Here is a 12,202-nt window from a genome sequence, read left to right as displayed (position 1 = left end):
GCAGTTTCAGGAATGATTACTCATACATTGTCTGGCGTTATGGATGCAAACAAGCAGCAGGCTGCCAAAAAAGCAGTTGGGATTCACGCAGCACAACTCGTTGATAACGGTATGCGCGTGGGGCTGGGTACGGGGTCAACAACAGCGTTTGCAATACAGGAGTTAGGCCGGCGCGTGAAAGAGGAGGGATTAAAAATTGTAGGTACGCCGACATCCTTTGCTGCTGAGCGGTTGGGCCGCGAAATGGGTATTCCCATTGTATCCCTGGATGTTGTTGATCGCCTGGACATTGCGCTGGATGGTGCAGATGAAGTGGACGGAGCATTAAACCTGATCAAGGGCCGTGGTGCTGCACATACACGTGAGAAAGTGGTCGCGGCGCTGGCTGATATGTTTGTGGCGCTGGTGGATGCGTCGAAGCTTGTGGACCAACTCGGTACGCGTAAACCTGTGCCGGTGGAAGTGTTGCCGATGGCTGTAACACCTGTAATGCGATCGCTGGAGGCGCTGGGCGCTGTACCGGCCATCCGGATGGGCAAGCATAAAGATGGCCCCGTGGTTACCGACCAGGGATTCTGGGTTGTGGACGCGCAGTTTGCCGGCATCGAAGCGCCGGCAGTGCTGGATGCGGCAATCAAGGGATTAACAGGCGTGCTGGATCATGGCCTGTTTATCAACATGACCGCCCGTGTGCTTGTGGCCGAAGCGGATGGTAGCGTGCGGACGCTGCACAAAAGCTAAATGGTTGGGTATGTAACCTGCAGGGCTACCTATGGCTGGCGATCAAGTAGAAAACTGCCTTTGCTAATCTACGTCAAAAACGAAAAAAGCCCTGCTGCACGGCAACAGGGCTTTTTCAATAAACTTTCCGTCTAGCTGATTACTTCAGCTTGAACGTGATTGGCAGCGACATCTTTACAGGTACCGCTTTGCCGCGCTGGCGACCAGGCTTGAATTTAGCCTGTGCTACGGCACGTACAGCTTCTTCGTCACAGCCGGCGCCGATACCGCGTACAACTACGGGGTCTTCAACGCTACCGTCTACATTAACAACAAACTGTACAAATACACGTCCTTCAACGCCCGCTTTCTTGGCAATTTCAGGATACTTGATTTTCTTCTGGATTGAGCCAAGGCCGCCGATCAATTCCGGCATGTCTTCCACGATCATGAAGATCTCTGGCTCTTCCTCTTCTTCTTCCTCAGCTGGCGGCGGTGGAAGATTTACAATCTCCTCGTCGAGCTCAAGGGAAACGTCAAGGTCAAGGTCTTCGTCTTCAAGCACCTCGTCATCAGGCACTTCAATGGGCACTGGTGGCTTTGGTGGTGGAGGTGGTTTTTCAATTTGCTTGGTTTGCTGGATCTCCTCCATCTGTACAATTTCCTGTTGAACTTCAACAATCTGGAAATCAGATTCTGGAGTGAAATTGACGCGGAAAGCGCCAATCAGAACAACCAGTGCAATAATGAGCCCAAGTTGCACAAAAAGCGGGTATTTGCTGCGCAAGTCGGCGTTTTCAGATTTACGTAATGCCATGGTTTTACCTAATACTTCTCCAATGCACTTCAAAGGTGAGATCGAGAAGATAACGAAAGTTTACTGGCAAGGTCAATTGATTTGACGCCGTAAACACGAAATTCGTGATCCTTCAAGTAAAAGACCCGGCCTATTTGGCAAAGTTGCTGTTTTTTGCGACAGATTATTACGATGCAGATGATTAACACCCCTGACGCTTTGTGTTGCCTCTTAGGCGTGGTGGCAATTATTGTGATAAGACCGCAAAAGTTGATGTAACGGCCTAAAAAGGGTAAACTACGTACCATGCGAATTTATGAACCAAGACATGATCTAAGTTTTTCAGGTATTCGTTTTTTTCAGTATTGATAGAGACGCTATTGTATGCTATGCAAGCGCATCAATCGGCGTTAAATTCAACCCTTCCTCCAATCATTCACCAACACCGCCCCCTTGCCATGCCATCTCGTCGATCTTTTCTCAAACATACCGCAGCAGCGCCTTTGCTGGCTGTGCCTTCGATCTCAACCTCCAGAAAGTCTGCGCCAGACGACTTTATCACGCTGTTTGATGGGCAATCGTTAAACGGTTGGCACATCAACCCCGAGAAAATCTGGCACGGAACGGGAGGGAATTGGTACGTCGAAGACGGCGCGATTGTAGGAGAGCAGGATCCGCCAGGCTCAGGGAATGGTGGGATTCTGCTGACTGATCAGCACTTTGGTGATTTTGAGTTACATCTTGAAATAAAACCAGACTGGGGGATCGACTCTGGCCTTTTCCTGCGTGGACACGACGATGGGAAGTGCATCCAGATGATGGTGGATTACCTCGATGGTGGCATCGTAGGGCACCTGTATGGGGAGCGCACGGGTGCGTTTAATACGCGTTCTTTTAGTTTACGCAGCAAAAAAGACGCAGCCGGCAAACTGGTCGGCTTTGATAGCGTGGCGCATGACGCGTATGCAGAGGCGCCCATTTCACACGCCTGTACGGCAGATGAGTGGATTAACGCGTGGAAAATTGACGACTGGAATCGGGTGCGCGTGGTTTGTGTTGGCGATTACCCGATCATCAAAACATGGATCAATGATACGCTCATTGCTGATTTCAACGGGTCAACGTTTGCACATCCCAAATACGACCGGGAGAATGTACGGCAGTTGCTGGGGCGCAGCGGCTCAATAGCTGTGCAAATTCACGGCGGCAGCAATCGATGGGCAACGGGGGCAAAATGCCGCTGGCGGAATATTAAAATCAGACCGATGTAGTTAGCTACTTTCGTAGTCCGTAATAGAGAATGGCGATAAGCAACCCTGTCATGTTTGCCATGGCATCCATAGGGTCGGGGGTACGGTCCCAGGGTAACATGCCCTGGTATATTTCTGTGCCCACACCGTACAGAATCCCTGAAATGCCAACCCAGGCAAACTTCCCAGGCACTGTGTCGGGCAATGCCCGGGACCAGAGTAATCCGTAGACGAGGAAAAAAGTGAAATGGATTAACTTGTCCTGTTCAAACAGATCAAACCCTACGTCGGGAATGTCATTGCCTGGAATGGAGCAGCCGGCCAGGATCAAGAGGGTCCATCCGATTGCAAGCGCGTAACGACGCAACATAAATTCAGGATTTGTAAGCGTTCATAATGATATTGAAGTGTGCAATCAGATCGGAAGCCAGCATCGTGGCCGGATGATTGTGTTGCGTATAATGGTTGGCAGCCTCTCCGCCGAGATAGAGGGCCGCCAGGGCCGATTGTACAGGAGTAAGTCCTTGCGCAAGGAGCCCCACACAGAGGCCGGCAAGCACGTCGCCACTGCCTGCCGTAGCAAGGGCCGGGTTCACAATCGGACTGATAAAAAGCGCCCCTTCGGGTGTACCTACTACCGTTGGCGCTCCTTTCAATACCAGTACGCAATTCCACGCTGTTGCGTATTGATGTGCAAGCTTGAGCCGGTCTGCTTTGGCATCTTCGACACCAGTCAGTTTTCTGAACTCTCCCCAGTGTGGCGTCAGGACTACAGGCTGCCGCAAGTCCTTGAATGTATCGGTATACCCGACAAATGCATTGAGGCCATCCGCATCGATAATGGTGGGTAACGTGGTTTTATGGACGAGGTTGCGGATGAAATTCTGCGTTAACGATTTCTTTCCCATGCCACATCCTACCAGCAAGGCTGTTGCCTTTTTCTCGTGATCGGCAAGCAATGAAAGGGCTCCTTTGCCGTCGATGCCGTCTTGTGTTGTGGGAAGGCCAAGGGTCATGACCTCCGTCAGTTTGGTAGCCAGAACGGGTTGTAAGGCTTTGGGGGCTGCGCAAAGCACTGCGCCGGCCCCACTGCGTGCAGCAACGGTTGCGGCAAGGGTTGCTGCGCCGGCCATGCCGGCATCGCCCGCAACTACCACCGCCATCCCTTCAGCATATTTGTGGGTGTTTCTAGACCGTTTGGGTAACCAGGAAGCCACGGCTTTGCGTGTGGTTACATAGGGGCACGCATGCAAATCTGCTGCGCGGTCCAGTGCTATCCGTGGAATCCCGATTTCAGCAACCTCAACCTGGCCCGCGTGTGCCGGGCCTTCGTTGCACAACAGGCCAGTTTTAAGTGCACCCATGGTTACCGTAAGGTCGGCCCTGACCGCAGCACCGAGCACAATGCCCGAGTCGGTGTGGAGGCCTGTTGGGATGTCTAGTGCAATGACAGGGGCCGATTGCGCATTGATCCAATTCACAACCGCAACATAGCTGGCGCGCAATGGCCGTGAAACGCCCGTACCGAGTAAAGCATCGACAATCAGGTTGTAAGAGCCATCCGGTGGCAATGCTTCAGATGCTTGCATTACATGGATACTCAAACGTAGCGACGCGTCCTGCTCGACCAGTTTTTCGAGAATGGCGAGGTTGGTTTTGCTTTCAGGGGAGAGTTCTTCAGCTGGCGCAATCAGCCATATGTTGACCTGTGCGCCGGCGCTCGCCAGTACACGTGCTACCACGAGTCCGTCGCCGCCGTTATTCCCTTTCCCACAGAGGCAGAGTACTTGCCAGCCTGCCAATTCCGACAAGGTTATGTTGAACTGCTTCAAGATAGCCGGCAGTACAGCACGGCCGGCTGATTCCATGAGGGTGAAGCCCGGGATGCCAAGTGCTTCTATGGTAAACCGATCTGCTTCCCGCATGGCAGTTGCAGTCAAGGCCGGCAACATGGTACTTGTTGGCAGCTTCGGCATGTTTATCGTTGCTCGATCTTCAGGGTATCGGACAACGTCTGCTCCCAACGTGCACGTACCTGCAGGCTGTCGCTATACCATGCAAGGGGTTCGGCGTTTTGGTAGGGCAGCAATTGGCCACCATCCCAACGCAGATTGGCATTGTAATCCTGGAATGCGCGAAAACGGTATTGCGATTTGTCGGGCAGGCGAGAAAAGACAAAGGTGCCGGAGGTATCTGGTGTCTCTACAGCAATACGCTCGCGGGCAACTGGCCGCGTGGTTGGGTAGAGTTCTACCACAGCCTGGCCGACAGAATCTGCAGCAATCAGTTGCCCGCGCAATTCGCCGAGGTTTTCGTCGGTCAACTGCTGGAATAACTTGGTATAGGTGGTGTCTGGGGCACCAACACCTGCGCCGTCAACTTGTACGGTGAATGGCATACCGGCGGGCAAATCAGGGAAGGTAAGTTCATAAATAGAACCATCGGTAGAACGGCTCTCGAAAGCTTGCGGCGTTTGTGTGGAATCCTGGACTGTTACAAAGCCTGCAAGGGTTTCCGGGGTGACCGCCTGGTTCAGTCGAATGCCGGCATTGATGTCAGGTGGTAGCACAGATGCGCCAATTTCGTTGGGGGAAAGGTTCTCGGGCTGAAAACCAAGGAAACGCAACTGCAAGGTATCCGGGTTTGCGGATGGTCTGAAGGTAATAGCTGTTGTGTCTACAGGATTACCCGTTGAATCGGAAAGTCCGCCGGCCTGCAGTAGATGTGTTGTGGCAAAAAGCTCTGCTGTTTTAATGTAGATCTGTTTCGGGTCTTCGGGATACAGGTAAATGTCCTCAATCGGGAAAGTCTGGTTGCTTACAGAATCTTTCAGGCTCCACAACGCAGGATCGCGCCTGGTGATCTGAATGGACTCGGAAAGCCGCAACATGAACCGCTGGTTCGACAAGGCGCGCACGCGCTGAATTTTTGGGGAAATGGTATCTGTTTTGGTCACCAACCAGGTTAGTGCGCCATCAGGACTCGTCGTATCTGCATAAATAATTGGCACCGGAGGGACGGCAAAGGGCTCGATGCCATCAGGCATGCGGTTTCTGTTTAGATCTCGGAGCGCCACCACGAAATAGGGCTGCTCGCTCATATAGTCGAAAGCAAACGCGCCCTGGTCGTCTGTTTGAATGCGATAGGCCGGGCTATCGGGGAGCGAGTCAGGCAGGGTGGAATCGGCGAGGGCATATGCGAAGACATCGAAGCTGGCGACGCCCGTGCCTTCGAGGGGTTCGATAACGCGGCCGGCGATTTTGCCACGGTTGATCACGGGGCCGGTTGCAAAGGCAAACGTGATGGGTTGTGTAAGCGCAACCCGGTTCACATCGCGCAGTTTGGTGTCGATGGTGAGGATGTAGGTTGTATTGTCGCGAAGAGGCTCGGGGAAGGTGATATCAACCCGGTTTTTGCGCCACTTGTATTGCAGCGGACGATCAAACGCAGGAGTTACAGCAATGGCCTGTGCAAAAGAGGCCTGGTCGACAAATTCCGAGAAAACGATTCGGACGTGGTCTGTTGAGACGTTCACGCTTTCTGCTTTCGGTGTTGCATCAATGATGACAGGAGGCTCTTTGTCTTGCGGTCCGCCTGTAGGTAGAACAGGAATTGCGCAAGAGGTAATCCCCAACACAACGGCGAGTAAAAGGGTATATCGCTGTTGTGCACGGCGAATGAGGAGATATGTATGGCCGGCGTCAGTTTTCATCGCTGTTGCTATCGCTGCGCAGGGCAAAAAACAAGTAGACGGAAAGCGATGTTGCCGCGGTCAACATAACCGGTTGCAGGAAGCGGCGGACAAACCCTGATTGTACCGTGGGCCCCTGCGTCTCCCGGTAGACGCTGTTCTCAAGTCCTTTCAGTGTCGCAATGGCAACGGTGTCTACTGCCAGTTCGCTACAGGACTTATCTACCACCAAAGCGCCCTGGGTGTCGATAAGTGTAGCAGAGGCTGTCAGGGTTACGGATCGTTGCGCCCGTTTCTTCCTGAGTCGTTTATAGTCGATAGAAGTACCGTCTACCTGGTACCGGAGCGTAAGCAGGTTATCCGGTTGTGTGGTGTAGCTAGAATCTGCCAGATACACCTGGCGGCCCGATGCATCGAGCGCTTGCACAATGGCACTGCGCACATAAGGCATTCGGGCGGCCGGCGTGTCAATAATCAGGTCTCCAGATGAATCCTCAACAAAAGCGACACACTGCAGCGCGAGGTCCTGAAACACAGTAGTGTTTGCAGGCTGGGCAATTGCTGGGGAAGCAAGGCTGCCAAGCAAGACAAAAAGTAAGGCAGGGTGTCGCATGGGATGGAAAGCAAATCAAATTCCATCAAGGTATGCCCATCCCCGAATTCTGATCCGGATTGGGGCAACAAAACCCGCCTTTATCCTGCTTAAGCGTAGATGCCGCGGATCCGTAGTGCGCTGGCTACCTTATCGATAGAGAGCACGTAGGCCCCAATGCGCATCGAAATGTTGTGCTTCTCGGCTGTATCATAGACGCTATCAAACGCCTCGCGCATCATACGGTCGAGGCGCCTGTTGACGCGGTCGAGGCTCCAGAAATACCCATGTCGGTTTTGTACCCATTCGAAGTAGGATACGGTTACACCGCCGGCGTTTGCGAGAATGTCGGGGATAACCAGCACACCGTTTTCATTCAGAATGTCATCAGCTTCCGGTGTTGTTGGACCATTGGCGCCTTCAGCAATGATTTTTGCTTTTATGTTCGGGGCATTTGCTTTGGTGATCTGGTCCTCTTTGGCAGCCGGCACAAGGACATCCACATCTAACGTGAGCAATTCGTTATTCGAGATCTTTTCTGCGTTTTTATAGCCTTCAAGGCTGTACTTGTTGGCTGCAGCGTATTCGATCATGGTTTCGATATCAAGGCCGTCAGCATTGTAGTAGCCGCCTGATACATCGCTTACAGCAACAATTTTACAGCCTTGCTCTTGCAAGAGCCGAGCTGCCACGGAGCCCACATTGCCAAATCCTTGTACAGCAACGGAAGCTGAACCGGGCTTCATTCCAATGCGTTCCATGGCGGCAAGGGTGCAGCGCATCACACCGCGTCCGGTAGCCTCTTTACGCCCCTGCGAACCGCCAAGCGAAAGGGGCTTCCCTGTAACTACGGCCATGTCTGTACGCCGCGAGTGCATGGCGTAAGTGTCGAGGATCCAGGCCATGATTTGCTCATTGGTATTCATGTCTGGCGCCGGAATGTCTTTGTCGGGGCCAAAAACCTCAATCATGCTTGAGGTGTATCGGCGGGTCAGGCGTTCCAGTTCGCCCGGACTCATTTCTCGCGGATTACACACCACGCCTCCTTTTGCACCACCAAAAGGCACATTTACAACGGCACACTTCCACGTCATCCATGCTGCCAGCGCTTTTACTTCCGACAAATTGACGTCAGGTGCGTACCGAATCCCACCTTTGCCGGGACCAAGAACATCATTGTGGATTACTCGAAAGCCTTTGAACACCTTGATTTCACCGTCGTCCATTACGATTGGGTTGGACGTGATATGAATATGTGCCGGCGCGCACAGGTATTCGTAAAACCCTTTTTCCAGATTCAGGATGTCCGCTGCGATATCAAAGCGTTCAATCATCGCGTGGAACGGATCGTCCTTGTGTGCGAACGGGGAGGGCTCTTTATATACGGATTTGGCGTAAACGCCTTTCTTTGTTGGCATGTGTTAGGCTCAAAAAGATTTACAGATTGGTTGGGGATGGTGTCTCGACAGCGTACGCCCTTCGCCCTGTGCTTATGGCCGTGTATACTCCGCTTGTAAACTCCGTTGCTACACGATGTCGATACGTAAAAATGAAAGCGCAAAATATACGCACTGGAAGCGCTTTCTGTTTGGCTACTTTCAATACGAACAGATTCTTCAAAAAGCGGAATATTTGTAATGATCTTTTCGTCCCTTCAGGAAGCAAAAGGGCCTGATTTCTTCAGTTCAGCGTTGTGCGAAAATTTGGATGCAGCTTCTGCATAGATCATTCCAGAAAAAGACCTGGGCAGTAACGCAGGTTTTTCTGTGCCCAAAGCCCACTGGTATCCGGTTAGCACAATGTTGGCTGCCGCTTTTGTAACGCAATGGGGCGTTTTATGCGTGTAAATATTGTACTTTAGCAGCCGGCGCAGCATGATTGCAGCCCAGGCGAATATCAGCCCGAACAGACAACCGAACGTAAACGAACAGTGACACGCCGGCATTTATCAGATCAACGCCGCAAGGCCATCGCTTCGCTTGCCAGAAGAAAAGGTCGACAAACCCTGCAGCTCATGCTGATAGAGGGATGGCGCTCCGTTGCCGCTGCACTTGAGGCAGGCGCTCCGGTCATTGAAGTGCTGCTTACTCCAAGCATGGCTGTTGATACCGCTGTGCTGGAATTGCTTGATGGGCGGCAAGGTGTGGTTATTTACGAAATCACCGAAAAAGTAGCCCGGCAGATTTCTGCCGTGAATACAGCGCCCGGTATTTTTGCTGTAGCAGAAATCGGCAAAACATCGGTCAGTACATTGCACACTTTCCAAACCGTGCTCGCGTTGGATAGTGTGCAAGATCCGGGGAATGTAGGCACAATCATCCGTACAGCCGCCTGGTTTGGTATTGATGCGGTTTTGGGCAATGCTGATACAGCAGATTTTTTTAGCCCCAAAGTGGTACGGGCTACGATGGGTGGTATTTGGGATACTGCACTAGTACGCGAGCCAGCATTTGTTGAGGCGTTAGCGGCATTGAAGGCCGCCGGATTCCAGTTGGTTGGCGCTGATCTGGAAGGTACAGTGCTGCCGAAATGGCAACCTGCAGACAAAACTGTGCTGGTGATTGGTGGCGAAGCAAATGGCATTTCAGCCCCCGTCCAGGCCCTGCTGGATGACCGGGTGACGATTGTTGGCAATCAATCTGGAGCTGGCACAGAATCGCTCAATGCAGCCATTGCAGCGGGTATTATTATGCAACATTGGACTGCCGGCTAATCTTTTTGAAGTCCTTTTAAGAAAAAAAATTGGATACAGTGTCCAAAAAAACAACTGCCAGACGTTAAGGGGTGTCGATTGCATTGATCGGCAGGCATGTTAAAAAAATATAGAGGAGCATTATGTCCAAAACCTATCTTTGTATTCAGCGCAGCGCCCCCGGCGGCAGTCCCGGTTTGTCTCCAGCGCAGATGGAAGCGATCTACTCCAAATTTCATAACTGGAAAGAGAAATTTCAGGACAATATTGTTGACCTGGGAGGCATGCTCGGTGACGGCCGGGTTGTGCGTGAAGAGGGCGCGACAGATGGCCCGTTTGTCGAATCCAAGGAAGTTATTGGGGGCTACATGATTATCAAAGCGGAGACGATGGAGAAGGCTGTACAGGTTGCACACGAAAGCCCTGGCGTGCATGCTGGATCGAGCGTGGAAGTCCGGGAAATAGTCATCCCTGATCATGACTGAGTTGGCGCCGCACTTTTTCCGGCGCGCATACAGCCGGCTGGTTGCCCAGCTGTCGCGCCGGATTGGTGCAGCATATATCGAAGACATTGAAGATGCTGTTCAGACGGCATTGCAAAAAGCGCTGGAGTCCTGGGTTGTGGCGGGTGTGCCGCCCAACCCGGACGCCTGGTTGTACCGCGTAGCCCATAATGAGATCATTGGGGCCTTGCGGCAGGCTGCTGGCCGGCGTCGCTTGCTTCTACAGCAGACCACAGCGTTGCAGCCAGGGCGTACAGATGAGGAGGGTACAGCTACAGCTGAAGAGACCGACCTCTTGCGGATGCTGTTTGTATGTTGTGACCCGCACATCCCTGAGCCTTCCCAGCTTGTATTTGCACTAAAGATTCTCTGTGGTTTCAGTGCGCGCGAAATAGCCCTTCGGTTGTTTACCAGCGAAGCCAACGTGTATAAACGGCTGACACGTGCCCGCAATCGGTTGCGCGAAAACCCACCACAAACAGATGGCCTCACGAAAGGTACCTACACCGCGCGTTTGCCGGCTGTACATCGCATTCTGTACCTCCTTTTTACCGAAGGTTACCTGTCAGGACACGCGGCCTTTGCCATTCGGGAAGAGCTTTGCAACGAAGCCCTGCGACTGGCGAGTTTGTTGGTGGAGCATCCTGTGGGGCAAGTGCCCGAAACGTACGCTTTGCTTGCCCTGATGGAGTTGCACGCTGCGCGCATGACAGCGCGGCAGGATGCAATGGGAGGATTGCTCTTGTTGGAAGAACAAGACCGCTCCAGGTGGGACAAGGCGCGTATAGGACGTGGACTCTCCTGGCTGGCCAAGTCGGCTGCCGGCGGACATTACTCTCGTTACCATGCTGAAGCCGGCGTTGCAGCTGCGCATTGCATGGCGCCATCTTTTGAGGCCACACAGTGGGATAAAATTGTAGGATGTTATGAATTGCTCGAGCAAATGGCACCTTCAGCCATTCACCGCCTCAACCTTGCTGTAGCCATGGCGGAATGGAAAGGCGCCGATGCCGGGCTTGCTGTGTTAAAAACATTTGAGCCTCCAACATGGCTCACTGGCTCGTATTTATGGGTTGCTGTGATGGCAGATTTGCACCGGCGGATAGGAAATGTGCAGGAGGCGGCGCGCTATCGAGAAGAGGCCCTTAAACTTGCACCCACTCCCTCAATAAAAACCCTGCTGGAACGCCGGCTGCAGCCTTAGTTCATCTCGTTGTCTATCGCAACATCGATCCGCGGAGTGAAGCGATGACGGTGATGACCAGTAGACTAATCAGCAATTCCCGCATTTTCTCAAACGCGCGCTTGACCTGCATTTTGATGGCTGCTTCTGTTGAACCTACAATATTGGCTATTTCCTCGTAGCGGTATCCATATTCACGCAATTCAATAATGCGGCGTGCGCGGGGGGAGAGGGCGGAGAGGGCTTTTTCGAGATCCATCTGGGTTGGTGTGGTCATCTCGTCAGCATCCGGTTTCGGTGCGTGGTCCGGGTCGTAAAGCGTTTCTTTTGCGCTGTATCTGCCGCGATAGAGGTCTTGCAACTCGAACAGGGCGGCTTTCATGGCAAATGCTTTGAGACTTGACTGATCTTTCAGGTCTTCAAGTCCTTTGTGTACGCGCATGAGGGTATTCTGGACCAGATCGTCTACTTCCGACTTAAAGCCTATGCGCTTGATGAAAAAGGCGCGTAGCAGCGGGTCGAGCGCTTTCATTAGATGCTCACGAGCTTCAGCATCGCCTTGTTGCGCTTTTTTAACTAGCTTGCTATCGAACGCGTTTTTGCCGGCCATACCTGAAAATAGGGAACGGCGGACAACTGTGCATCTTTCAAGGCCATACCATGCGCATGTTCACTGGAAATCCTGCAAAATGCCGGTTTTTTTGAGTGCCGATTGTCGAATGCCGAGTGAATGATGTTGAATGAATGATAGCAGCCTGCTCCCGAAAATCGTCAT

At 52.5% G+C, this 12,202-nt stretch carries 12 protein-coding genes; 5 read left to right on the top strand and 7 right to left on the bottom strand.

What is annotated here, in order from left to right:
* The first annotated feature begins 12 nt into the window (after positions 1–12).
* Positions 13–741, top strand: coding sequence for a ribose-5-phosphate isomerase RpiA (gene rpiA, locus AAF564_01560; protein MEM8484199.1), 729 nt, complete (start codon positions 13–15; stop codon positions 739–741).
* Between the two features lie 139 nt (positions 742–880).
* Here rpiA and AAF564_01555 read toward each other — a convergent pair whose 3' ends face one another.
* Positions 881–1,537 (bottom strand): energy transducer TonB, encoded by a 657-nt coding sequence (locus AAF564_01555; protein ID MEM8484198.1) that lies wholly within the window; start codon positions 1,535–1,537, stop codon positions 881–883.
* Positions 1,538–1,974: 437 nt separating this feature from the next.
* Here AAF564_01555 and AAF564_01550 point away from each other — a divergent pair, with 437 nt between their 5' ends.
* Complete coding sequence (locus AAF564_01550; GenBank protein ID MEM8484197.1) at positions 1,975–2,787, top strand: DUF1080 domain-containing protein; 813 nt, start codon at positions 1,975–1,977, stop codon at positions 2,785–2,787.
* A 4-nt stretch (positions 2,788–2,791) separates the two neighbouring features.
* On the opposite strand, the gene AAF564_01545 is transcribed toward AAF564_01550, so the two are convergent.
* The 5 genes from AAF564_01545 to AAF564_01525 form a co-directional block, all read right to left on the bottom strand.
* The gene (locus AAF564_01545) at positions 2,792–3,136 is read right to left on the bottom strand and encodes a VanZ family protein (protein ID MEM8484196.1); all 345 of its coding nucleotides are present in this window, start codon (positions 3,134–3,136) and stop codon (positions 2,792–2,794) included.
* Positions 3,137–3,140: 4 nt separating this feature from the next.
* The gene (locus AAF564_01540) at positions 3,141–4,742 is read right to left on the bottom strand and encodes an NAD(P)H-hydrate dehydratase (protein ID MEM8484195.1); all 1,602 of its coding nucleotides are present in this window, start codon (positions 4,740–4,742) and stop codon (positions 3,141–3,143) included.
* 2 nt (positions 4,743–4,744) lie between these two features.
* The gene (locus AAF564_01535) at positions 4,745–6,478 is read right to left on the bottom strand and encodes an Ig-like domain-containing protein (protein ID MEM8484194.1); all 1,734 of its coding nucleotides are present in this window, start codon (positions 6,476–6,478) and stop codon (positions 4,745–4,747) included.
* Entirely contained in the window at positions 6,468–7,070 is a 603-nt protein-coding gene (locus AAF564_01530; GenBank protein ID MEM8484193.1) for a hypothetical protein, read from the bottom strand. The genes AAF564_01535 and AAF564_01530 overlap by 11 nt, the downstream gene beginning before the upstream one ends.
* A gap of 89 nt (positions 7,071–7,159) precedes the next feature.
* Positions 7,160–8,467: a Glu/Leu/Phe/Val dehydrogenase gene (locus AAF564_01525; protein MEM8484192.1), complete on the bottom strand. Its 1,308-nt coding sequence runs from the start codon at positions 8,465–8,467 to the stop codon at positions 7,160–7,162.
* A 512-nt stretch (positions 8,468–8,979) separates the two neighbouring features.
* On the opposite strand from AAF564_01525, the gene AAF564_01520 reads away from it, so the two are divergent.
* From AAF564_01520 to AAF564_01510, 3 genes are all read left to right on the top strand, one after another.
* Positions 8,980–9,762 (top strand): RNA methyltransferase, encoded by a 783-nt coding sequence (locus tag AAF564_01520; GenBank protein ID MEM8484191.1) that lies wholly within the window; start codon positions 8,980–8,982, stop codon positions 9,760–9,762.
* Between the two features lie 122 nt (positions 9,763–9,884).
* Positions 9,885–10,226 carry a YciI family protein gene (locus AAF564_01515; protein ID MEM8484190.1) on the top strand — a complete coding sequence of 114 codons (342 nt, stop codon included), beginning with the start codon at positions 9,885–9,887 and terminating at the stop codon, positions 10,224–10,226.
* Complete coding sequence (locus AAF564_01510) at positions 10,219–11,448, top strand: sigma-70 family RNA polymerase sigma factor (GenBank protein MEM8484189.1); 1,230 nt, start codon at positions 10,219–10,221, stop codon at positions 11,446–11,448. Before AAF564_01515 ends, AAF564_01510 begins: the two co-directional genes overlap by 8 nt.
* A 13-nt stretch (positions 11,449–11,461) precedes the next feature.
* Here AAF564_01510 and AAF564_01505 read toward each other — a convergent pair whose 3' ends face one another.
* A complete protein-coding gene (locus AAF564_01505; protein MEM8484188.1) occupies positions 11,462–12,037 on the bottom strand; it encodes a sigma-70 family RNA polymerase sigma factor in 576 nt (191 codons plus the stop codon).
* Positions 12,038–12,202 lie beyond the last annotated feature (165 nt).

The organism is Bacteroidota bacterium (assembly GCA_039111535.1).
GTDB lineage: Bacteria > Bacteroidota > Rhodothermia > Rhodothermales > JAHQVL01 > JBCCIM01.
This window is presented reverse-complemented; position numbering and strand designations above follow the sequence as displayed.

Bases quoted from the DNA above. Each gene is read 5' to 3' on its own strand.
- rpiA (MEM8484199.1), top strand. From the start codon at position 13: ATGATTACTCATACATTGTCTGGCGTTATGGATGCAAACAAGCAGCAG.
- AAF564_01555 (MEM8484198.1), bottom strand. From the start codon at position 1,537: ATGGCATTACGTAAATCTGAAAACGCCGACTTGCGCAGCAAATACCCG.
- AAF564_01550 (MEM8484197.1), top strand. From the start codon at position 1,975: ATGCCATCTCGTCGATCTTTTCTCAAACATACCGCAGCAGCGCCTTTG.
- AAF564_01545 (MEM8484196.1), bottom strand. From the start codon at position 3,136: ATGTTGCGTCGTTACGCGCTTGCAATCGGATGGACCCTCTTGATCCTG.
- AAF564_01540 (MEM8484195.1), bottom strand. From the start codon at position 4,742: ATGCCGAAGCTGCCAACAAGTACCATGTTGCCGGCCTTGACTGCAACT.
- AAF564_01535 (MEM8484194.1), bottom strand. From the start codon at position 6,478: ATGAAAACTGACGCCGGCCATACATATCTCCTCATTCGCCGTGCACAA.
- AAF564_01530 (MEM8484193.1), bottom strand. From the start codon at position 7,070: ATGCGACACCCTGCCTTACTTTTTGTCTTGCTTGGCAGCCTTGCTTCC.
- AAF564_01525 (MEM8484192.1), bottom strand. From the start codon at position 8,467: ATGCCAACAAAGAAAGGCGTTTACGCCAAATCCGTATATAAAGAGCCC.
- AAF564_01515 (MEM8484190.1), top strand. From the start codon at position 9,885: ATGTCCAAAACCTATCTTTGTATTCAGCGCAGCGCCCCCGGCGGCAGT.
- AAF564_01510 (MEM8484189.1), top strand. From the start codon at position 10,219: ATGACTGAGTTGGCGCCGCACTTTTTCCGGCGCGCATACAGCCGGCTG.
- AAF564_01505 (MEM8484188.1), bottom strand. From the start codon at position 12,037: ATGGCCGGCAAAAACGCGTTCGATAGCAAGCTAGTTAAAAAAGCGCAA.